The sequence below is a fragment of the Chryseobacterium jejuense genome, from assembly GCF_017877355.1.
Classification (GTDB): domain Bacteria; phylum Bacteroidota; class Bacteroidia; order Flavobacteriales; family Weeksellaceae; genus Chryseobacterium; species Chryseobacterium jejuense_A.
Genome location: NZ_JAGIPR010000005.1, coordinates 412,009 through 433,150, shown reverse-complemented (window position 1 = coordinate 433,150; position 21,142 = coordinate 412,009). Strand labels below are relative to the sequence as shown.

The following is a 21,142-nucleotide window of genomic DNA, read 5'->3' as shown; positions in this document are numbered from 1 at the left end:
CCCCCCCCCCCCCCCCCCCCCCCCCCCCCCCCCCCCCCCCCCCCCCCCCCCCCCCACCCCCCCCCCCCCCCCCCCCCCACCAACCCCCCCCCACCCCCCCCCCCCCCCCCCCCCCCCCCCGAAACTCAAGAAAAAAGCGAGTAGCGAAAGCAGGTTCCCGGCTTCTAAAAATGAAAATAAAAGTATTTACAGTATTATTAATAGCTTTTTTTGTTGAATTTCATGATTTTGGAATCCAAATTCATATTTTTGCACATCAGACGTAAAAAAAATTATGGCAAAGCAAGAAGATGTTTTCAAGAAAGTAATTTCTCACGCTAAAGAATATGGATTTATTTTCCCTTCCAGTGAGATCTATGATGGTTTATCCGCTGTTTATGATTATGGACAGAACGGTGCTGAACTTAAAAATAATATCAAACAATACTGGTGGAAAGCTATGGTACAGCTTAACGAAAATATTGTGGGTATTGATTCAGCAATTCTTATGCACCCAACAACATGGAAAGCATCAGGCCACGTAGACGCTTTCAACGATCCATTGATTGATAATAAGGATTCTAAAAAACGTTTCAGAGCAGATGTTTTGGTTGAAGACTACTGCGCGAAAATTGAAGATAAAGAGAATAAAGAAATCGAAAAGGCTGCGAAAAGATTCGGGGAAGCTTTTGATAAAGATCAGTTTGTTGCTACAAATCCAAAAATTTTGGAATACAGAGCAAAAAGAGAGGCTATTCTTTCCAGGCTGGCAAAATCTTTAGAAAATGAAGACCTTGCTGATGTAAAAGCTTTAATTGAAGAGCTTGAAATTGCTGATCCGGATACAGGTTCTAAAAACTGGACGGAAGTAAGACAGTTCAACTTAATGTTCGGAACTAAATTAGGTGCTTCTGCAGACAGCGCCATGGATCTTTATTTGAGACCAGAAACGGCTCAGGGTATTTTCGTAAACTATTTGAATGTACAGAAAACTTCACGTCATAAGCTTCCTTTCGGTATTGCACAGATTGGTAAGGCCTTCAGAAATGAGATTGTTGCAAGACAGTTTATTTTCAGAATGCGTGAATTCGAACAAATGGAAATGCAGTTCTTTGTAGCTCCGGGTACAGAACTTGAATTCTACGAGCAATGGAAACAAAAACGTCTGAACTGGCACCTGGCATTAGGATTAGGTAGTGACAACTACAGATTCCACGATCACGAAAAATTAGCTCACTATGCCAATGCTGCAGCGGATATTGAATTCAACTTCCCATTTGGTTTCAAAGAATTGGAAGGTATTCACTCCAGAACAGATTTTGACCTTAAAGCTCATGAAAAGTTCTCAGGAAGAAAACTTCAATACTTTGATCCTGAAAGAAACGAAAACTATATCCCTTATGTAGTGGAAACTTCTGTAGGTTTAGACAGATTATTCTTATCTATCTTCTCACATTGCCTAAGAGATGAAGTATTGGAAGACGGTTCAGAAAGAACAGTTTTATCTTTACCTCCGGCATTAGCTCCAATTAAAGCGGCTATTCTTCCATTGATGAAGAAAGATGGTTTAGCTGAATATGCTGAGAAGATCTTCAACGATCTGAAATATGATTTCAACTTATTCTACGAGGAAAAAGATGCAATCGGAAAACGTTACAGAAGACAAGATGCTATTGGTACTCCTTACTGTATCACGGTAGATCACGATTCACTGACAGATCATACGGTAACCATAAGAGACAGAGATACAATGCAGCAGGAAAGAGTTCCGGTTTCAGAATTGAGAAGGATTATTGATGAGAAGACCAACTTCAGAAATCTACTTTCTAAAATATAATATAAAAGCCCTGATTTTTCAGGGCTTTTATATTTTTCTTCAATATATCCTATAATTTATTATTTTAGTCCAAAATTCAACCATGAAAAAAATCACTTTATTGGCGTTTGCCCTTATCCAGACATTTGCATTTTCCCAAACCCAGGATTTAACAACATTAGCGGCAGGAGACCATGTAGGAATGAACGCGCTGTTTGATGATAAAGACAATCTTTACGGCTATGTTTCCATCTATTCTTATGGAAAATCTGGAGATAAAACCAAGAAATTTGAATACGTTATATTGGATAAGAACCTCAACCCTGTTGCCAATAAGGAATTTGAAGGGGACATCACAGCAGCTTCTTATAGGGGATATGTTGATTTCAAGGGAAAAATTATTCTAAAGCCATCCATGATGGATTATTCTTTGGTCAAAAGCAGGGAAATATTCACTCCTGTTTCTATGGTAATAAATCCGAAGACTAATACCATTACCAGAAAAATATATTATGATTATCAGGAAGATGGCACTTTCAAGGAGATCAATGAACCAAAAAACTGGAAAGAACAGCGTAAAGAAAACCGTGACGAGAAAAAGGAAAAAGGCTATAACTATGTTTCGGCAGTAGCAGAAACCAAAGAGGGTGGTTACTTTGCTGTTGAGTACAAAGATTACGGAAAATATATCAACAACAACAGCCTGATGAAATTTGATGAGAACAAAAAGGAAGTATGGCGATATAAATACAATACAGATGGTACTAAAAAAGTATTCTCTACGTTAACACCTCTGGAAAAAGATGAAAATTATATTTATTCTATTCTGAAAAAAGTAGATGATGATAACAAAACATTCAGCCTTCTTGTTCTTGATATGAAAACTGGAAAGCAGGTTGCCAATAATCCTATCACAGGAATTACAGATAAGACTATCGAAAATATCGATACTTTTATTTCCAATTACAGCCCTATTGACAATGACAAAACTTTCGATGATAAAATCGTATTAACAGGAAGAAACTATGCTTCCAACGATTATGATATAGGGTTTTCCAGATTAATGATTAATAAATCAAATTTTAGTGTTGATACGAAAGCCCTTAGCTATAAACCTGATTTTGTTCCCTACTTACCTAAAATTGACGGCCATGGTTACGTAGAAAGCGGATATTATCTTCTTACTAAAGATTTATATTTCATGAGTGACGGAAGTGTAGGTATTCTTTCCGAGAAATATAAACCGGCCGGCCAATATAACGCTCCAAAAACAACGGATCTTGTCTATTTGTATACAGATAAAGATTTCAAGATCAAAGATCTTAAAGTACTGGAAAAAGAAAAAACAAAATGGGCAGTAAATAGCGACTATCTGTTCTCACAATACCTCAACGATGGAAAAGATGTGGTTTTCTTCTACCGCGATTACCAAAAGGATGAAGTAACCCAACAGAAAAAGTGGAACCTATTCATCAATACCGTTATTGATGGTAAATTCAAGCAGGAAATTATTCCTATTTCCGAAAAAGACAACTATCAGGTAACGCCTTATGTTGCCAAAGAAGGTTATATTCTTCTCCGCGAATACAACAAAAAAGATAAATACAATAAAATACGTTTAGAAAAACTGAACTACTAATAAAATAGAATCATTTTGAATTCTTCTACGAAAAAAATGATCTTAAAAAGAAAACCTATCTCGTCTTTGAGATAGGTTTTTATCCTTGTCAAGGATAAAAAAGATCTGCTACATCTGCAAAATCAGAGAGATAAAGTTTCAGCATTATTTTGATTTTACAATCGTCTCATTAGCCTGATAATAATCTGAAATATTTTTGATCTCATCCAGGCTTAGGTTCCACATAAAATTCAGGAACTGCTGATAGCTTTCACTTTGATTCTTAGGTTCTATTCTGTCCAAATAGCGGTTCAGATTATATTTTTTTCTGGCTTCATAAATTTTAGAAAAACATTTCCCCAGCCAATTTTTATAGTATTTTTCTTCTTCACTATCCTGAAGGAATTGCATCGCTACATAAATCCCCAGTCCGAAATCCTCAGAGTGGAAATAGTTCGGCAGAATCTCCATTCTTGCAGTCCTTTTCAGAGCAAGATAGGCCTCTGAAGGTTTTTCAGATTCTTCGGAAATATTCAGTTCAGGAAAAGTTTTTTTAAGACTCTCGATTCTTTTTTCCATTTCAGGGTGAGATGCTAAAGAGTCTTTGTTCAGTTTTTCTTTATAAAAGTTATAATTGTAGAGTGAAAAATCTTCTTTCTTCATCCACTTTTCATTGAAAGCCTGCTTTGGAAGATCAAAAAGCTTTTTATACGTCTCTATTTTAAGTTCTCTTGGAGAGATTGTATCAAATGTTTGAAGCTTTTGTAGTCCATTGATAAATTCGCTCTTCTTAAAATCACTGTTTTTAAAAATAACATATCCAAGATTGTCTGCCTGCATTTCAAGCTTTCTCTTTTCCACACTCTTTTTATAAATCCTGTTTTTAAGAATATCAAATGCTTTTTCATTGCGCCCCAAGCTGCGTTGGTCTGTTGTTTCCTTGATATATTGTACCGTAGATTTATCTAAAGTATTCTGTTCAACAATATTCAGAACAGATTTCAGAGTATGATCCTCAATTTTATGCCCTAATTCATGGGAAATTACACCGGCAACCTGGGCTTCATTATCCATCCAGTTATACAGTCCCATATTGATTACAAAAGTTCCATCTGCTAGACAATAAGCATTAGGAGTATTATCTCTTGCAATCAAAATTTTAAGATCCTGAGGAACTTTTGGATTATTCTTTCTGAGACGTTCTACCAAAGATTTAATGACGGCATCAAATTCAGACTTGAACACAAAGTCTTTATTTTTCACCTGGTTTTCAAAATCAGTTCCGAATTCTTTATAAATTTTAGACATTTCAGAACCCGTTCTTCCTGAATATTTTGACCTCAGCCCTTTTATCAGACTTTCGTTATGAGCCGTAAAATTTTTCAAGAATTCTTTCCGCTGAAGATAATCTGCAGTATCTATTGCTTTATAAGTCTGGGAAATTCCTGCTACAGACAGCAGGAAGCACATCAATACAATAAGTTTTCTGGTCATATTTTTCATCAATTAAACAAAAATAATGTATTTGATGATTCATTTTTATTTTTTCACCCAAATTATTTTAAATTTGTTAAAGACCGATTGACAAAAAAATGAGAATACTAAAATACATGATAGGTGGGGCTGCAGCCGGAGCTGCGGCAGCTTACTTTTTCGGATATGATTATTTATTCAGTGGTATTTCCAAAACCTACCTTAAAGGAAGATCAAGCGCCCATATTGATGATGGAAATCTGTTTCCCAGTAATCCTATTGCTGCAGGATCTCCCAAACGATGGGAAGAACATTCTGAATATAATAAAAAAGAACTACCTAAAGTTTTAGTTGATAATTTAAAACAGTCTAAAACAGCATCTTTTGTAGTGATAAAGAATGGTAAAATTATTCACGAACAATATTGGGACGGCTATAATCAGCTTTCACAAACCAATTCTTTTTCTATGGCAAAAGCTGTGACTGTCATGCTTTTGGGAAAAGCTATGGAGGAAGGGCTTATCAACAATATTGATGAAAAACTGTCTGATTTTTATGCTGAATTTAAAGAGAAAACTTTCGGAAATGAAGTCACTCTTAAAAATCTGGCTCAGATGGAATCCGGCCTCGATTGGGATGAAAACTACAATAATCCGTTTCTTCCCAATGCCAAAGCTTATTATGGAAAGAGCCTTGTAAAATCTGTATTTTCAAGAAAATTTAAAGAGCAGCCGGGAACAAGGTTTGAATATCAAAGCGGGACCACACAACTTCTTGGTTTTGCCTTAAAAAAAGCATTGAAACAACCCTTAGCAAGCTATCTTTCTGAAAAATTCTGGGCTCCACTTGGAATGGAACAAAATGCGAAATGGAGCACAGATGACTATGGAATAGAAAAAACATATTGCTGCATCCATTCCAATGCAAAAGATTTTGCCAAACTGGGACTTCTCTTCCTGAATGATGGTAAAGTTGGAGGTCAGCAGATCCTTAATACAGATTTTATTGAGCAAATGAGAACTCCGACAGAAAAGTCGGAAAATATTTATGGAATGGGGCTTTGGATCAATCATGACAATCCTATCAAACATTATTATTTTCTGGGTCTTCAGGGGCAATATATCATTATGGTTCCGGAGCATAATATGGTGATCGTGAAAACCGGAAGTTATTCCAACAGTCCTAAAAATGATAGAGGAAGACCGGATCAGGTGAGGTTCCTTGTGAATGAAACCGTACAATTATTCCAATAAAAAAATATGGAAAAATACAGCTCAAAAATAGATAGCTATATTGAAAAGTCTCAGGATTTCGCTAGACCCATTCTTCACTATATCCGAGAAATCGTTCATGAATACTGTCCTGATGCTGAAGAAACCATGAAATGGAGTTTTCCACATTTTATCTACAAGGGTAAAAACCTTTGTGCTATGGCATCTTTCAAGCAACACTGCACATTCGGGTTCTGGTTGGAGAAGGAAATGAAAACCATGCAGGAAATCACTCAGGATATTGAGAAGAATTCTATGTTTAGCCTGGGAAAAATTACAAAGATTGAAGACCTTCCTTCAAAACCCCAGCTAAAAAAAGCCATTAAAGAAGCCATAGAACTTACGGATATGGGTGTTACCCTGAAAAAAGCGACTCCTTCTAAAACAGAAATGGAAATTCCAGATTATTTTTTATCTGCATTACAGGCACAGCCAAAAACATTAGATATTTTTGAGAAAGCCTCACCATCCTTCAGAAAAGAATATATCACATGGATTACAGAGGCTAAAACAGAAGCTACCCGAAATAAAAGAATGGAACAAGCTTTGGAGTGGGTTACAGAAGGAAAAGGCAGGAACTGGAAGTATGAAAAGAAGTAAACAATTTTAGTTAAAAAAAAATTGAATACTATTAACAAGACTATCATATAATGTCTTCTCTTCCCGCTTCAATATTTTTCCCGTTTCCAGTTCTTCAATAATGATACTATAATGATTTGTTTTATTATAATCAAAAGCTGAAATATAAATCAATACATTCCCTTTTTGCAATCCTACGGCTGTTATATCTGCATCCCAATAATCAACAATGTTATAACTTGAAATATCTTCTTGAGCCAGTTTAATTAGCAAGCCACTGATAGTAAGACTTTTATTTATTATTTTTTTAAATAATATTCTTAATGAAACCTAAAATTAGCTTCAGGCAGCGTATTCTTTTTCAGGAACGCTTCATATTCGGGAGATAATTGGGCACGGCCAAAAGTATTTTCACCACTCATGCTTCCGAGACGGACTTTATCTTTTCCGAATTTCCTGTTCATAGCATCCATTGCTTTCATTACAGGAAGGTGTTGATTTTGTATATCTTCTTCAAAAAGGCTGATTTGTCTCTGATCTTCAGGAACAAAGTCATTCACCATCACTCCTGCCCTTTTATAATGAAATCCATCCCTGTAAACTGCTTCAAAAAGTTCATTCACCACTCTTCCAATCAATATAGATGAATTGGTTGGATTGGGAAGAATCTGAGTCATTGCATTTCTATATTCAGGAAGATCTTTTCTGAATCGGTTGGTTTGTACAAAGACTGTTATCATTTTACAGCAGGTATTCTGCCGGCGTAACCTTTCTGAACAATACATTCCAAAGGTTTCTACACGCTCCCGAACCGCTTCTTTATCAGTAAGCATTTCCATAAAGCTTCGGGTAACAGCAATTGATTTTTTAGGAGACGGTGCATCCAGCTCCAGCTGACGAATTCCTCTTAATTCATGAATCATTCTTACCCCATGAATTCCCATTACTTTCCGAACCCACATTTCAGGTTTCTGAAGAAGGTCCCAGGCTTTATAAACCCCACTGTCATTCATTTTGGCGGCCAGCTTTCTTCCTATTCCCCAAACGTCCCCTATATTCAGCCATTTCAGCGCTTTTTCGATTTTCTCGGGAGTATCCATAATATAAACTCCATTAAATTGCTTTGGAAAATCCTTTACAATTCTGTTAGCCACTTTACATAAGGTTTTACTGGGCGCAATACCTATACTTACAGGGATATTCTCTTTTTCCTGAATTTCGGTTTTGATTTTAGAACAATATTCGTGGATATCTATGTATTTAAAGCCTGTCAGATCAAGAAAAAGCTCGTCAATACTATAGATTTCATAATCCACAACATAAGAACGGGCTATATTGATGACCTGTTGACTCTTATAATTATAGAGTTCAAATTTTGCAGAAAAGCTTTTTACATCATGCTCTTTGAAAAGATCTTTGTATTTAAAGGCCGGAGCAGCCATAGGAATACCCAGATCTTTCGCTTCCTTACTTCGGGACACAACACATCCGTCGTTGTTGGAAAGAACCACAACGGGTTTGCCTTCAAGGTCAGGATCCAATGTCCGTTCACAGGAAACAAAAAAGTTATTACAATCTACCAGAGCATACATGATGATCGTGAATTATCTATACAAAATTATTATTTTTCAAGAAAAAAAACACTTTTTAATCCGGAATTAACATCACATTTAACATATTGAAAAACAAATAAATATTATTTTTAAACACGACATGTTTTGTCGCATTTGGTATATAGCTTTGTTTTCAAAAACAATTTCTGAATTATTCTTCAACTTCGCTGATTTTTAATTAAAACACGTCAATTTTTGTCGCTTCCCACTCCTACTTTTGTTTCAAACGATAAAGATTTATGGATAAAGTAACATTAGAAAGAATTCAGAAACTTCACCCCTTGGTAAGAGATGAAGTAAAGCAAATTATTAAGGAATGTGATGAAGCACTTACCGGTAGAGCTAAGATAAGAATCACCCAGGGATTAAGATCTTTTGAAGAGCAGGAAAAGCTTTATGCCATTGGAAGAATAACATCCGGAAAAAAGGTAACGAATGCCAAAGCAGGTCAGAGTATTCACAATTATGGTCTTGCCGTAGACATCTGCCTGATGATTGATGGAAAAACAGCCAGCTGGGATACTGTAAAAGACTGGGATAATGATAGGGTAGCCGATTGGTATGAGTGTGTAAAAATTTTCGCAAGACATGGCTGGGATTGGGGCGGAAACTGGAAAACTTTTAAAGATCTTCCCCACTTTGAAAAAAAGACAATTCCATCGAAGAAAGGACTTGTAAAAACAAGCTGGAGAGCGCTTTTGAAGATGCCCAGAGATCCGCAGAATTATATTGTTCTTTAATTCTCTTTTATTGGAAATTAAATAAAACACGTCAAGTTCTGTCGCTTCCCCGCCCTACCTTTGTTTTATAAGAAAATCACTAAAAACAACAAGATCCAGGCATGGAATTCAATCATTTTTCTGACCAAAATCATCAATTCCTCAGGGGGTCATATTGTAATGTATTCTTAAAAAACAATTAATAAAATAACATGAAAAAGACAACCATTCTTTCTTTGGACGGAGGCGGAATAAGGGGAATTATTACCTGTATTATTCTGCGCTACATAGAAGAACAGCTCCAGTATTATGATAAACCGAGTGCTAAACTTGGAGATTATTTTGATCTGGTGGCAGGCAGCAGCACAGGAGGTCTGATTGCTTCTATTATTCTATGTCCCGATGAAGTTCGTAAGGCAAAGTATTCTATCCAGAAAGGATTGGAATTGTATGCTGAAAAGGGCGGTGATATCTTCCAGGTTTCCTTTTGGGAAAAACTGGTTAATCCATTTGGATTATTAAATGAAAGAATTTCTCAGGAAGCTCTTGAGAAAAACCTGAATGACTTTTTTGGAAATCTAGAACTAAAAGAATTAATAAAACCCTGTTTAATAACAAGTTATGACATCGAAAACAGAAGAGCTAAGCTTTTCAATTCAGCTGAAGCACACCTTAGCACAGATAATTTCTATGTAAAAGATGTTTGCAGGGCAACATCCGCAGCACCAACCTATTTCAGCCCGGTACAGATCAAATCTATGTATGGGCAGATCTTCAGCCTGATTGATGGCGGTATGTTTGCGAATAACCCTGCACTTTGTGCTTACGCAGAAGCCAGAAAGATTCCTTTTGCAGAGGTTTTAAAAAATCATCAGAAAGCCAATCATCCTGGAGTTAACGATATGATTATGATATCGATCGGAACAGGAATTGAAGCCAGACCTTATCCTTTTAAAAGACTGGAAAAAGCTGGGAAAATTGGCTGGGTAGGCCCAATTATTGATATTTTAATGTCTGCTAATGCAGAAACCGTGGATTATCAGCTTTCTCAAATGTTCCAGACTTTAGGATTGAGAAATCAGAAAAATTATTACCGTCTGAATCCATCATTGAAAAATGCTTCTCCCGCAATGGATAACGTAAGACGCTCTAATATTGAGAATTTGATACAAGCTGGATTAAGCTATATTGATGATAACAGGGAAACCTTGAATCAAATTGTCCAAAAACTCATCAGAAACAAAATATAAGCTTTTAACCTTATATTAAGCCCAAATAAGCTTAAAAGCTTATATTAAAATTCTCACCAAATTAAAACACTTTACCTTGTCAATTTATAATATTCATCAAAAATGAAATAAAAATGAAAATAAATTATAACACGACAAGTTTTGACGCTTTAGTCAACTATCTTTAAATAAACAAAATAACCAAGGAAACCAAAGCTAAATAAGCTTATTCCAAACTTACATTATCCTTATTATTTTTAATAATAATCTTCAGTTCATCAAATACTGAACAGGATATCTATTGCCCAATATTGAATATTAGTCTGCTAGCACTACTATATATTATTAACCAATTAATAACCTTAACAATTTTAGAATTATGGCAAATTTAGTACAAGAATTAAACAGTTTAGATTTCAGTGTTTACATCGGAGGGCCTATGCAGGCAGCTATCAAGGCTCAGCATGACGCATCCATGTCACAAGTAAATTTCATTAAAGAAGTCGGTTTTGAAGAAGGGTCTCCAGAAGGAGGAGCTAAAAAGCTTAAATATGTGGATTTTATCTATACAAAGTCAGTTCCCAGCACAGCTGAAAACAATGAAAACGTAGTAAAATCAGAAGTAAAATTAAGTGTCCCATTGCTTTGTATGCTTTCAATTCCGTCTTTAAGAATTGATGAAATGACTATTGATTTTAACGCCAAGCTTAATTCTGTGGAAACTCAGAGTATTGCTAGTGAATTCCAGGGAAGTGCTTCTATCAGCGCTAAGTTCTGGAAAGTTAAATTCAATGCTTCAGCTTCTTATAAGAAAACCAACTCAAGTACTTCAACTACAGAAAAAACTTATACGTTGGGTGTACATGTAAAAGCTGTAAATGACGAATTACCTGCGGGTCTTTCAAAAATTATGGATATGTTAGAAGATGCTATTGTTGCTTCTGCAGCACCGGCTACTACTACTCCTTAATTATTTTCAGGATGGCTGCTCCGGCAGCCATCCTTTTAAAAAATCATTATCAATTAAAAAAAACTTATCATGCCAAAATTGAATGAATACTTAGGAGGTATTGTCTCTGAAATTGCTGCAGCCAGAAAAATGACAGACTTACAGACTGTAGAAATAGCAAAAGAATATGCTAAAGATGATTTACTGAAGCATTTTTCCATTCCAAGAATGAAAGTGGGAACAGTAGACCTTACTATTCCTTTTGCTACAGCAGGAAACTCCCCTATCTTGCCTTTCAAAGATTTTTCTTATGAAGAAATTACCAAAGTAGCAGCAACAGATTATAATCCTTCTGACATAAAAAATGATCAGAATTTAAGAAATTTTCTGGCCAATCAGGAGCTTAGTTATAATGATTATATAACGAAGATCAAGGCTGAAAACAAACCTACCCTCACCGATACTCAAATACAGTATTTTGAGCCTATTTCAAAATATACCGTAGAATACTGTCGTTCTCTTCCCAATTTTTCATGGAAGAATACAGATCCCCAGCTTTTACTGCAAAGCCTTTTCAACAGAATTATTTTGGAAGCCAGAAGAGTTATTGAAAAGTTAGATAACCGGGAGATTATTGTAGAGGCAAGCAAATTGATGCAACTGGATGCCAAATGCCTGATTTTCGCTAAAATGAGTGTGAGTGAAGCAGGAATGGAATGGTCTAGATATGAAGATATCAATGGAAATATTATAGAAACACTTATCCCTGAATAATAGAATGAAAAAATCACAGTTTATTTTAGTTTCCCAGTTAAAGGATCAGCTGCTGGAGTTTCCAGGTATTGTTTCTTCATTGGAGAAAAAAGATCCTTTTTTTGTTGAGAGAATGCTTTCATGGCTGAAGTCTGTAGAGGATATTCTTTCTACGAACACCATTAGTGAAGTTTCGGAAATAGCAGGTTTCAGAAGTAAGATCCTGGCAGGCAAAATTAGTGATGATAGAAATTTTAATGCTAAAAAAAACCAACTCAAGGTTACTGCAAATCTTCTTCACGATGCACAAAACTGTGTGCTTAATGTATTACTGCCTCATGAAACAAAAATGAATGAATGCAGAGATATTACCAAGCAAATACTGGCTTTAGCAGTGCAAACAACAAGTCCGCGTTATACTTCAGAAATAACATTTGAAGATTTTGTACAGAAAGTCTGGTCACACATCCTTTCTGATAATGATTTAAAATTAGGAGGCATCAAACTTAAATCAATGCTTTCTGAAATGGACATCATTATGCTCATTGCTGATGAAATAGATATTAACGATTTTTCTTAAAACTAAAATAACTCAAAATTCTTTTGAGTTATTTTTTTTATGCGTCAAGTTTTGACGCTTCCCTAGATTACTTTTGAAATATAAACAAGAACACAAAAACAATTAATAAAAGCTTTTGAATTCAACATTGATCTATGCTGAACAGTCCGGAATATGTTCAGAAATTAACCAACACCAAATCACAATACAAAACATGAAAACATCCAATCACAACACAGATATACTCTTCGATGAAGATCTCTACACCGTGGAATGGAGTGACATCGAAAATGCAGAGATGGATTATGAAAACTATCTCAATGACATTGAAAATTTCTTCAGGCAAGATTTTGAAGAAGACATTCTTGAAGAAGATGTCTTTTAAATAAAAGTTTTAAAACAAGACAAGTTCTGATGCTGTCCAATTTTATCCTCGAAATCTCTATAATACGCACACAGCAGTCTCATTAAACATTCTCAACACCTTTGAATTCACCATTCACAAAATCTTGGGCAGCCAGAACAATGTCTGAAAAATATAAATCACGTGGAAATTCGGTTTGTGACCACTAAAAACAGGACCATAGATTCTGAAGTGATCTTATAAAGCTTCATAACCCAATCACAATATTCTATATTTCATAAGCCACAGTATTTCTGTGGCTTATTATTTTTTTAACCCATTGTAAAAAATAATTACTACTATTCATAACAGAAAAATGAAAGAGATGAAAATCTTTAATAGTAAGTTTCAGTACTTTTATTGAGAAAACAGATATCGGAAGCAGGCTGATAAAAAATAATAGCATGATAACTAAAGAAAAAGCATTAGAAATAGTGAAACAATATTTACAGGATCGAAAAAGAGAATATATTTTTATTGTTGAAAAAGATAAAGTCCGTTACGAAGAACAAAAAAGGATTGGATATGGAAAATATGAAGACACTAAACTAAATATTTTTGTTGTCAATTATGACATTGAAGGATACCTAGAACCCATTCCTCACTTTGTTATTATAGACGCTGAAAAAGGAGAAGTCCTTTTTACCTTAACATCACATGGCTACGCTGAGGAATGGGAAGATGAACTGTAAAAACGCTTTAAATTGCAGAAGATAGAATGATATTAATTTTCAATATTTCTTTTTCAAAAAATAAAACACGACACATTTTGTCGCATTAAGCCCATATATTTGTGGTACAAAATTTTACCATGAAGAAAGATTTTTATCTGACAAGATATGCCTTAATTATAAAAAGATTAGAAAGTTCTCCAGCTACCTATTCTCAGCTGGAGGACTATCTTTTAAATTCTTTTGAATTCCAGGATGCGGGGATCAAAAGCTACTCTATCCGTACCTTGCAGAGAGACATTCGTGAGATTTCTGATCTTTTCAACCTTTCCATTCACAATAAGAAAAAAGGAGACAACCGATACTATATCGAAAGCCGCCCGATTATGGAAGTGGATGAATACAACCAAAAACTATTGGAATCCTTCCAGGTAAGCAATGCCCTGAATCTTCACCCTGATTTTTCAAATTTTATTTTCTTTGAAAGCCGTAAACCAACCGGTATAGAACATTTTTATGATCTGTTCTTTGCCATCCGTAATAAAAGAGTGGTAAGCTTTGAACATTACAATTACAAAAACAAACTGATGACCTCCAGAAAGGTTCATCCATTAGCCTTAAAAGAATCCAAAGACAGATGGTACCTCATCGCCATTGACACCAAGGATAAGGTTTTAAAATCATTTGGACTAGACAGAATCAATTATCTGGATGTGGCCAAAAACCAATACAGAGAAAAGTATAAATACAACTTCAGAGAACACTTTAAAAATGCATTCGGAGTGATGAATCTGGCAGAACAGAAACCCCAGAACATTGTACTAAAATGCAGTCGTCATCAGGGAGAATACATCAGAAGTTTTCCGCTTCATCAATCCCAAAAAGAAACGAAAGAAACTCCGGAAGAAATCTATTTTGAGTTTTTCCTCCACCCTACTTATGATTTCATGCAGGAGATTTTATCCTATGGAAAAGAGGTAACAGTTCTGGAACCGAAAGGTTTAGTTGATGACATCCGAAACCATCTCCAGGAGTCTCTAAACCGCTATCTTGAAAGTTAACAAATTGTGAATCAATCTCACATTTTTTAGTTATATTTACATAAATATACCTTTATTGAGACCTTTATTCATTTGTATCTGCTGTATTATTTCTTCGTTTTGTCTATCACAGCAAAAAGAAGAATTCCGGTTGGTAAAAACCTATTACAACCAGCACAGAAGTATGCTGAATAAAGAATTCAAGAAAAAGTTTGATGCAGAAACCAATACCTTCAAAAAGAATCTAATCAAAGGTGACTTTCTCTTTTTTATGAAAAAAATGGATAGTATTGAAAACACGGCCTTAATTGGAGCTCTGTTGAGAGTCAGAAATATTGAAGACCTTCAGACTTTAAAAACAATAGGTAAATTTTCCCAGGAACTTACTGATAAACCAACCAATGTGGAAAAGGTCGCAGATTATCCCGGCGGAATCAATACGCTGAGACAGGAGGTCGCAGATCTTCTTTATGCAGATGGTGTCAATTCCGACTTAAAAACAGTAAAAACAGATGTTGTCTTTGTTGTAGAAAAAGATGGAAGCATCAGTAATGTTCATGCCCAAGGTGATAATTTCACCTTCAACAGGCAAGCTGAAATTGCCCTCTACTCTATTTCTGAAAAATTTTCTCCCGCTGTGGTCAAAGGTGATCCGGCAAGATTCCGTTTCAGAATTCCTTTAACTTTAACGATGGTGGACTAATGAAGAAATATTACGGCCTGTTTCTATTTTTCTCTCTTAATTTTTACTTCTCACAGCAAGCAGAAAGGCTTAAGCTTGTTAAGGAAAAATATGATGCTGAAATTCAGAAAATAAATAATAAGTATACTGATGATATCGCAGAAGCTCCTTTAAGAAAGCACGCTAAAATTACATTGAAAAAAGACAGTGATATAGGAACATTAGAGCTTAAAAGGAATAACGAATACCTGGAAGAACTGGAAAAAATAAAATCTGGTTATATTTTGGAGGACTTCCAGCTAAAAACCGATATGAAAGATACCGAAGAAGACAAATCTCCAAAATATCCTGATGGTATAGAAGCTTTTAAAAAAGAAATTGCTGAAAACTTAAATACAAACCTGGTTAGGGGAAAAGGAATCATTCAAAGCCGTGTAGTCTTCATTATAGATCTAGATGGAAGCATCATGACAGCAAAGGCCTTCGGGGAAAATGAAAGTTTCAATAAGCAGGCTGAGCTTGCAATATTACTGATTAAAAAAAAGTGGGAACCTGCTAAAAAAAACAATCAGCCCTATAGAGCTCGGCTGCGCGTTCCTCTAACTTTAAATTTTGATTAAATGTTTACAGACGAATATTATATGAAAATAGCCCTGCAGGAAGCAGAGGCTGCTTTGGAACAGGATGAAGTGCCTATTGGATGCGTGATAGTTTCCAACAACCGTGTCATTGCAAGAGCCCATAATCTCACTGAAACATTAAACGACGTTACTGCCCATGCAGAAATGCAGGCTATAACCTCTGCTGCTAACTTTTTAGGAGGTAAATATTTAAAAGATTGTACACTCTACGTTACGATGGAACCTTGTGTGATGTGCTCAGGAGCCTTATCATGGTCACAGATCTCCAAAGTAGTGATTGGAGCCAGAGATGAACAAAGAGGTTTTATCAATAAACATCTTACCCTTCATCCGAAAACAGAGGTAATCACAGGTATTATGGAACACGAATGTTCCTCTATTGTTAAAGACTTTTTTAAAAGCAAAAGATAGTTTTTTCTTTAAAAGTCCTTTTGACGAGCATAAAAAAATCAGAGAATATAATGTTCTCTGATTTCTCTTTTATAAAGGACTCTCCAAATTAATCTTTGAAGATTGAATACATCGCAAGGTCAAAATACTCTTCATCTTTCTTGGCATGTTGTTTCAAAATTGCCTCCTGCTCCATTCCTATCTTTTCCATAATTTTCCCTGAGGCAGGATTGTGGAGAACATGAGTAGCATAAATTTTATTAAGATCTAAATCCTTAAAACCGAAATCTACAATAGCCCTCGCTGCTTCCGTAACATATCCCTTGTTCCAGTAAGGAATTCCTATCCAATACCCCAATTCTGCCTTATCATCATCCCTGTCATGAAGCCCGATAGCTCCGATAAGCCCTTCTTCCTTGTTTCTGATCCCGAATGTAAAGCCAGTTTTGCTTTCAAAAGCTTCTTTGGACATTTTTACCCAGAACTTAGCATCATTTTCAGTATAGGGATAAGGAATATTGGAAGTAAGATCCGAAAAAATCCTATGTTGAAGAAACTCCACAATAAAAGGAATATCTTCCTCTTTCAATTGAGAGAGAATCAATCTTTCGGTTTCTATTCTTGGGAACTCTTTCAATTCTTTCATTTTGTTCATGGTTATATGGGAGCTCAAAAGCTCCGGATTATATTTATAAATCTTTTCCAAGGAAATAAAGCCCTTTCAAAGTATGCAACCTGTCCATCACATGGATTTTGTCCGTTAAAGGCTTATATACATGGGAAACGCCACCTGTTGCCACAACAAAGCAATCATCATTCACCTCATCATTGATACGATCAATGAAACCTTCCACCATTCCCAGAAAACCATATACCATTCCACTCTGCATGCAGGTTACGGTATCCAATCCAAGCACTGATTTCGGCTTTTTCAGTTCAATTTCAGGAAGCTGAGCAGTCTGGCTGATTAAAGAATTTAAAGACGTTACAATCCCCGGAGCAATAATTACCCCCAGTGTTTCGCCTGTTTCAGCTACACAACTTGCTGTAAGAGCCGTTCCGAAATCAATAACAATCTTCTTTCTGTTTGGGTAAAGATTATGGGCAGCTACCAGATTGGCATAAATATCTGTTCCCATCTGCTTTGACTTTGCTTGTACTCCTGATGGGGTAGCACGGTCAACAATGACCGGAGTAATTCCGTGGATCTTTTTAATTCCCGAGCTCATTACCTTGGTAAGCTGAGGGACTACAGATCCTATGATTACTTTCTCTATATCTTTTGGTTCAACTTTATAAGTCTGATAAAGCATCAGCATCTGTACATAAAGCTCGTCTGCCGTTCTGTAAGGTTTTGTATTGATTACCCATGAAATATCACAATTATCACCATTAAAAAGACCGAATCTGATATTGCTGTTCCCTACGTTAATTACAATTGAATTCATTTATATTTAAACACGCTATGATTTAAAAAAAATTTGAGTCCCAAATTTATAAAAAAATAAAAGGAGTACTTACAAATACTCCTTTTATCTCTATGTTTATCTTTTTATTTTACTTCTACAAAGTTATCCGCCATATTTACATCTGCAATTCTCTGGCTGAAATCAATTCCCAGTACAGACAATTGAGATTTTGTATAAGGAATCGTAATGGTATACTCTTTCTGAGTCCAAGGCCAGTAAGGCATTGTCTTGAATTCACCGTAAGCATCTTTTTCCTTCCAAGTATGCGTCATATTCAATGGAATCTGATAAGTAACAACCTTCTTATCTGCAGTCATTACACTGAAATCTACTGGCATAGGAACCTGACCATTATTGACAAGGGTAACTGTTGTAGATTTTGCATCATATTTTACATCCTTAATTCCATAATCAATTGTTTTGGTAGTATTGATCCAGTAATTATGGAACCATTTTAAATCCATTCCTGAAACCTTTTGAGCAATGTGAAGAAAATCCCTGTCTGAAGGATGTTTCATACTCCATTGGTCATAATATTGTTTTAAAGTTTCTGCAAGGTTTTGTTCTCCCATAATATACCCTAACTGTACCAGATACAATTCTCCCTTCACATAAGATGCATAAGTATAAGATGTTCCGTTATCATGATGATCTCCTAACCAAACTGCAGGCTCTTCAATTCCTTTTTTAATAAAGTTTCTATAGGCATCCAGTCTTTCCATAAAAGGATTTGGCAATTGTTCCGGGAACAACTGATACATCGTGTACCCTTCGGCATAGCTTGTAAACCCTTCATCCATCCATGGACGTACAGATTCGTTGGTCGCAAGCATCTGCTGATACCAGGAGTGAGACCCTTCGTGAGCCATCAGCCCCATTAAGTCTTTAATATTTTTAGCTTCTCCAAGAATCATCGTACACATTCCGTACTCCATACCACCATCACCTCCTTGAATAAAGGCATAAGTTGGATATACATACTTTCCGAAATGAGAGTTCATGATTTGGAAATATTTGGTAATATAAGGTTGTGCTTCGCCCCATACTTTAGTTTTATCATTTTTCTGATAGACTAAATATACTTTTGGACCTTCCGGAACATTGAAACTTTCTACAGAATAATCCCTGTCTGCACTCCATGCAAAATCAAGAATATTTTTAGCTGTCCATTTCCAGGTTGCTTTTTTATCTTTTTCTGCTTTGATCTTAGCAGCAGCATCATATCCTTTTACTTCTGTTGGGTTTTCAAGAATTCCTCCTGCTCCCACTACATAGTCTTTGTTAATTTTAATGGTCACATCAAAATCTGAGAACGGTGCATGAAACTCTCTTCCTAAATAATCAAAAGTTGCCCAGCCATCATAATCATACTCGGCAATTTTAGGATACCATTGCGTCATCGTCATATCCACTCCTTCTCTGTTGTTTCTTCCACTTCTTCTGATTTGCTGAGGTATCACCGCATCCCAATCCATGGTAAAGGTTGTTGTGGAATTTGGCTTGATAGGTTCTGCCAGATACACTTTCATAATGGTTTCCTGAACTTCAAATTTCAGATCCTTGCCATTTTGTTTGATCCAGTTAATATTCTGTACCCCTTCCTGATCTTTCGGAATAGTAGACAGTGTTGAAACACCATTTTTCTGCAACCTTCCATCACCATTTTTCCCTTGAGAAGACACTCTCTGGTCCATCATAGAATTGGGCTTAAAAGCATTCCAATACAGGTGAAAATATACCACATTAAGCTCATCCGGGGAGTTATTGGTGTATTCTAAGGTTTGCTTTCCCTGATAGGTAAATTTTTCAGCATTGACATCAATATCCATCTTGTACTTTGCAGCCTGCTGATAATAAGCTCCTTGTTGAGCCTGAAATTGTGAAATGATAAACGCAAAAAGGATTGCAGCCGATTTTCTCATTTAAAATTTTATTTTTTCTAAAGGTAGGTAATTTAAACAAAACCCTCAAATATGGAGCTATAACAAGGTTTTGTCCTGTTTTTATCTCGTTTTAGATGAATCTTATTCTGAATTGTTAAAAGAGTATAAAATTATTTTTTGCCTGTGGATTATAAAGACTTTCACAGATCTTGATTCATACGTTCTTAATCTCTTTCAAACTCTTTACCCACTGAGCTTAAATCTTCAAATAGCTTGTTGGAGAACATATTAATCAATATTTTCCCAGCCGGTTTTTTATACCCTTTAAAATTTTCAATCTCAGTTTTCCCTGTTTGTATATTGTAAAAATCATTAGTTACAGTATAATTTCCGGTAAGAAGATTATAAGTTTTATTGCAGTGCCCGCCTGGAGTTCGGTAACTATAATCATATCCTATAAGCTGTATTTCTTTAACCTTTTGATTAAATCTTAATTTTAAACCATGTCCATATACCCCGGTTCCTTCCTGGTATACTAAAAAATCCAGTACATCATTTTTATATCGTAACGGAATAACAAAAACACCATTGAACAGATCAAAATCAATACTGAAGGTTTTATTTTTTGAAGAAAGGTAGATGATTACATATTTTTTAGCTGAATGCAGTTCATATTCTGATTGGTAGATAACGGTTATAACATCATCTTTTTTATCTTTATCAAAATCTACAATCATTCTTTTCATTTCTTTCCCATTAGAAGGACTTTCGGTAAACTCTGAAAATCCTTTGGGAATTTTGAATTGGGAAAAACAACAGCAGGGCAATATTAATATAAAAAGAAAATATAGTTTCATCATTTTTATTGAAAGTTTTAATTCGTCAACAGTTTTTTTATCAGACTAATCTGTCCCAAATGATAATAGGCATGCTCTATCATCCCGTCAATATTTCTCTGATAGGTTCCGTATTTTTCATCTACAAACGTCTCATTGAGTTTTGAATCCGGCATCTTTTCTAATAATTCTGCAAACTTTTCAGAGTCTGACCATAGCTTATTCAACAATGTCTCCCATTGTTCCTGAGACTCAATAGGTGCTAGATCAAAACTGTATTTGTCTTTTATTTCCAGTGTCCCTCCTTCAAAAACAGGAATAATTCCGGCAATATAATAATCAATATGAAAAGTGAGCATGGCAATGGTATTTAAAGAACCAACTCTGGTTATCGCCTGTTCCCAGGTGACATCAGAAAGCTGATCTTTAAAGTTGGTGTTGGCAATCCAAAGACCGTCAAGAAGAACCTCTCTGAATCCTTTAGCTAATTGTGATACTGAACTCATGATAGATATGTTTTTCTAAAGATAAGTAATTAAAGGATTGATTTTTTTAAGCTCTCGTGGATT

At 35.5% G+C, this 21,142-nt stretch carries 23 protein-coding genes; 15 read left to right on the top strand and 8 right to left on the bottom strand.

Features of this window, described 5'->3' with window-relative positions:
• The first annotated feature begins 274 nt into the window (after positions 1-274).
• Positions 275-1,816, top strand: coding sequence for a glycine--tRNA ligase (locus J2772_RS13105; RefSeq protein ID WP_209917317.1), 1,542 nt, complete (start codon positions 275-277; stop codon positions 1,814-1,816).
• A gap of 82 nt (positions 1,817-1,898) precedes the next feature.
• Positions 1,899-3,434 (top strand): hypothetical protein, encoded by a 1,536-nt coding sequence (locus tag J2772_RS13100; protein WP_209917316.1) that lies wholly within the window; start codon positions 1,899-1,901, stop codon positions 3,432-3,434.
• 144 nt (positions 3,435-3,578) lie between these two features.
• Here the strand turns inward: J2772_RS13100 and J2772_RS13095 are convergent, their stop codons facing one another.
• On the bottom strand, positions 3,579-4,907 hold the full coding sequence (locus J2772_RS13095; RefSeq protein ID WP_245365218.1) for a M48 family metalloprotease: 1,329 nt from the start codon (positions 4,905-4,907) through the stop codon (positions 3,579-3,581).
• 98 nt (positions 4,908-5,005) lie between these two features.
• Here J2772_RS13095 and J2772_RS13090 point away from each other — a divergent pair, with 98 nt between their 5' ends.
• Positions 5,006-6,139, top strand: coding sequence for a serine hydrolase domain-containing protein (locus J2772_RS13090; RefSeq protein WP_209917311.1), 1,134 nt, complete (start codon positions 5,006-5,008; stop codon positions 6,137-6,139).
• A 6-nt stretch (positions 6,140-6,145) separates the two neighbouring features.
• Positions 6,146-6,757 carry a YdeI/OmpD-associated family protein gene (locus J2772_RS13085; RefSeq protein ID WP_209917309.1) on the top strand — a complete coding sequence of 204 codons (612 nt, stop codon included), beginning with the start codon at positions 6,146-6,148 and terminating at the stop codon, positions 6,755-6,757.
• 6 nt (positions 6,758-6,763) lie between these two features.
• Here the strand turns inward: J2772_RS13085 and J2772_RS13080 are convergent, their stop codons facing one another.
• Together J2772_RS13080 and J2772_RS13075 are read right to left on the bottom strand one after the other, a co-directional pair.
• A complete protein-coding gene (locus J2772_RS13080) occupies positions 6,764-7,009 on the bottom strand; it encodes a hypothetical protein (protein ID WP_209917307.1) in 246 nt (81 codons plus the stop codon).
• 47 nt (positions 7,010-7,056) lie between these two features.
• A complete protein-coding gene (locus J2772_RS13075; RefSeq protein ID WP_209917305.1) occupies positions 7,057-8,328 on the bottom strand; it encodes a Y-family DNA polymerase in 1,272 nt (423 codons plus the stop codon).
• A 260-nt stretch (positions 8,329-8,588) separates the two neighbouring features.
• On the opposite strand from J2772_RS13075, the gene J2772_RS13070 reads away from it, so the two are divergent.
• The 11 genes from J2772_RS13070 (at position 8,589) to J2772_RS13020 (ending at position 16,406) form a co-directional block, all read left to right on the top strand.
• Positions 8,589-9,089: a M15 family metallopeptidase gene (locus tag J2772_RS13070; protein WP_209917303.1), complete on the top strand. Its 501-nt coding sequence runs from the start codon at positions 8,589-8,591 to the stop codon at positions 9,087-9,089.
• Between the two features lie 191 nt (positions 9,090-9,280).
• Positions 9,281-10,318 carry a patatin-like phospholipase family protein gene (locus J2772_RS13065; RefSeq protein WP_209917301.1) on the top strand — a complete coding sequence of 346 codons (1,038 nt, stop codon included), beginning with the start codon at positions 9,281-9,283 and terminating at the stop codon, positions 10,316-10,318.
• Positions 10,319-10,676: 358 nt separating this feature from the next.
• Positions 10,677-11,267 carry a DUF2589 domain-containing protein gene (locus J2772_RS13060; RefSeq protein ID WP_209917299.1) on the top strand — a complete coding sequence of 197 codons (591 nt, stop codon included), beginning with the start codon at positions 10,677-10,679 and terminating at the stop codon, positions 11,265-11,267.
• 69 nt (positions 11,268-11,336) lie between these two features.
• Complete coding sequence (locus J2772_RS13055; protein WP_209917297.1) at positions 11,337-12,020, top strand: hypothetical protein; 684 nt, start codon at positions 11,337-11,339, stop codon at positions 12,018-12,020.
• 4 nt (positions 12,021-12,024) lie between these two features.
• Entirely contained in the window at positions 12,025-12,579 is a 555-nt protein-coding gene (locus J2772_RS13050) for a hypothetical protein (RefSeq protein ID WP_209917295.1), read from the top strand.
• A gap of 193 nt (positions 12,580-12,772) precedes the next feature.
• Positions 12,773-12,943 carry a hypothetical protein gene (locus tag J2772_RS13045; protein WP_209917293.1) on the top strand — a complete coding sequence of 57 codons (171 nt, stop codon included), beginning with the start codon at positions 12,773-12,775 and terminating at the stop codon, positions 12,941-12,943.
• Between the two features lie 422 nt (positions 12,944-13,365).
• Positions 13,366-13,653 carry a hypothetical protein gene (locus J2772_RS13040; protein ID WP_209917291.1) on the top strand — a complete coding sequence of 96 codons (288 nt, stop codon included), beginning with the start codon at positions 13,366-13,368 and terminating at the stop codon, positions 13,651-13,653.
• 119 nt (positions 13,654-13,772) lie between these two features.
• On the top strand, positions 13,773-14,693 hold the full coding sequence (locus J2772_RS13035; RefSeq protein ID WP_129057936.1) for a helix-turn-helix transcriptional regulator: 921 nt from the start codon (positions 13,773-13,775) through the stop codon (positions 14,691-14,693).
• A 130-nt stretch (positions 14,694-14,823) separates the two neighbouring features.
• Positions 14,824-15,375 (top strand): hypothetical protein, encoded by a 552-nt coding sequence (locus J2772_RS13030; protein ID WP_245365217.1) that lies wholly within the window; start codon positions 14,824-14,826, stop codon positions 15,373-15,375.
• Positions 15,375-15,974: a hypothetical protein gene (locus tag J2772_RS13025; RefSeq protein ID WP_209917289.1), complete on the top strand. Its 600-nt coding sequence runs from the start codon at positions 15,375-15,377 to the stop codon at positions 15,972-15,974. Before J2772_RS13030 ends, J2772_RS13025 begins: the two co-directional genes overlap by 1 nt.
• The gene (locus tag J2772_RS13020) at positions 15,975-16,406 is read left to right on the top strand and encodes a nucleoside deaminase (protein WP_045491708.1); all 432 of its coding nucleotides are present in this window, start codon (positions 15,975-15,977) and stop codon (positions 16,404-16,406) included.
• An 88-nt stretch (positions 16,407-16,494) separates the two neighbouring features.
• Here J2772_RS13020 and J2772_RS13015 read toward each other — a convergent pair whose 3' ends face one another.
• From J2772_RS13015 to J2772_RS12995, 5 genes are all read right to left on the bottom strand, one after another.
• Entirely contained in the window at positions 16,495-17,031 is a 537-nt protein-coding gene (locus J2772_RS13015; RefSeq protein ID WP_209917287.1) for a GNAT family N-acetyltransferase, read from the bottom strand.
• A gap of 43 nt (positions 17,032-17,074) precedes the next feature.
• The gene (locus tag J2772_RS13010; RefSeq protein ID WP_045491710.1) at positions 17,075-17,833 is read right to left on the bottom strand and encodes a type III pantothenate kinase; all 759 of its coding nucleotides are present in this window, start codon (positions 17,831-17,833) and stop codon (positions 17,075-17,077) included.
• Positions 17,834-17,937: 104 nt separating this feature from the next.
• On the bottom strand, positions 17,938-19,776 hold the full coding sequence (locus J2772_RS13005; RefSeq protein ID WP_209917285.1) for a M1 family metallopeptidase: 1,839 nt from the start codon (positions 19,774-19,776) through the stop codon (positions 17,938-17,940).
• Positions 19,777-19,961: 185 nt separating this feature from the next.
• Complete coding sequence (locus J2772_RS13000) at positions 19,962-20,483, bottom strand: hypothetical protein (protein ID WP_209917283.1); 522 nt, start codon at positions 20,481-20,483, stop codon at positions 19,962-19,964.
• A gap of 128 nt (positions 20,484-20,611) precedes the next feature.
• Positions 20,612-21,079, bottom strand: coding sequence for a DUF1572 domain-containing protein (locus J2772_RS12995; RefSeq protein WP_209917281.1), 468 nt, complete (start codon positions 21,077-21,079; stop codon positions 20,612-20,614).
• Positions 21,080-21,142: the final 63 nt, after the last annotated feature.

Excerpts from the sequence above, each read along its gene's own strand:
- J2772_RS13105 (WP_209917317.1), top strand. The coding sequence starts at position 275 with ATGGCAAAGCAAGAAGATGTTTTCAAGAAAGTAATTTCTCACGCTAAA.
- J2772_RS13100 (WP_209917316.1), top strand. The coding sequence starts at position 1,899 with ATGAAAAAAATCACTTTATTGGCGTTTGCCCTTATCCAGACATTTGCA.
- J2772_RS13095 (WP_245365218.1), bottom strand. The coding sequence starts at position 4,907 with ATGACCAGAAAACTTATTGTATTGATGTGCTTCCTGCTGTCTGTAGCA.
- J2772_RS13090 (WP_209917311.1), top strand. The coding sequence starts at position 5,006 with ATGAGAATACTAAAATACATGATAGGTGGGGCTGCAGCCGGAGCTGCG.
- J2772_RS13085 (WP_209917309.1), top strand. The coding sequence starts at position 6,146 with ATGGAAAAATACAGCTCAAAAATAGATAGCTATATTGAAAAGTCTCAG.
- J2772_RS13075 (WP_209917305.1), bottom strand. The coding sequence starts at position 8,328 with ATGTATGCTCTGGTAGATTGTAATAACTTTTTTGTTTCCTGTGAACGG.
- J2772_RS13070 (WP_209917303.1), top strand. The coding sequence starts at position 8,589 with ATGGATAAAGTAACATTAGAAAGAATTCAGAAACTTCACCCCTTGGTA.
- J2772_RS13065 (WP_209917301.1), top strand. The coding sequence starts at position 9,281 with ATGAAAAAGACAACCATTCTTTCTTTGGACGGAGGCGGAATAAGGGGA.
- J2772_RS13060 (WP_209917299.1), top strand. The coding sequence starts at position 10,677 with ATGGCAAATTTAGTACAAGAATTAAACAGTTTAGATTTCAGTGTTTAC.
- J2772_RS13055 (WP_209917297.1), top strand. The coding sequence starts at position 11,337 with ATGCCAAAATTGAATGAATACTTAGGAGGTATTGTCTCTGAAATTGCT.
- J2772_RS13050 (WP_209917295.1), top strand. The coding sequence starts at position 12,025 with ATGAAAAAATCACAGTTTATTTTAGTTTCCCAGTTAAAGGATCAGCTG.
- J2772_RS13045 (WP_209917293.1), top strand. The coding sequence starts at position 12,773 with ATGAAAACATCCAATCACAACACAGATATACTCTTCGATGAAGATCTC.
- J2772_RS13040 (WP_209917291.1), top strand. The coding sequence starts at position 13,366 with ATGATAACTAAAGAAAAAGCATTAGAAATAGTGAAACAATATTTACAG.
- J2772_RS13035 (WP_129057936.1), top strand. The coding sequence starts at position 13,773 with ATGAAGAAAGATTTTTATCTGACAAGATATGCCTTAATTATAAAAAGA.
- J2772_RS13025 (WP_209917289.1), top strand. The coding sequence starts at position 15,375 with ATGAAGAAATATTACGGCCTGTTTCTATTTTTCTCTCTTAATTTTTAC.
- J2772_RS13020 (WP_045491708.1), top strand. The coding sequence starts at position 15,975 with ATGTTTACAGACGAATATTATATGAAAATAGCCCTGCAGGAAGCAGAG.
- J2772_RS13015 (WP_209917287.1), bottom strand. The coding sequence starts at position 17,031 with ATGAAAGAATTGAAAGAGTTCCCAAGAATAGAAACCGAAAGATTGATT.
- J2772_RS13010 (WP_045491710.1), bottom strand. The coding sequence starts at position 17,833 with ATGAATTCAATTGTAATTAACGTAGGGAACAGCAATATCAGATTCGGT.
- J2772_RS13005 (WP_209917285.1), bottom strand. The coding sequence starts at position 19,776 with ATGAGAAAATCGGCTGCAATCCTTTTTGCGTTTATCATTTCACAATTT.
- J2772_RS13000 (WP_209917283.1), bottom strand. The coding sequence starts at position 20,483 with ATGAAAAGAATGATTGTAGATTTTGATAAAGATAAAAAAGATGATGTT.
- J2772_RS12995 (WP_209917281.1), bottom strand. The coding sequence starts at position 21,079 with ATGAGTTCAGTATCACAATTAGCTAAAGGATTCAGAGAGGTTCTTCTT.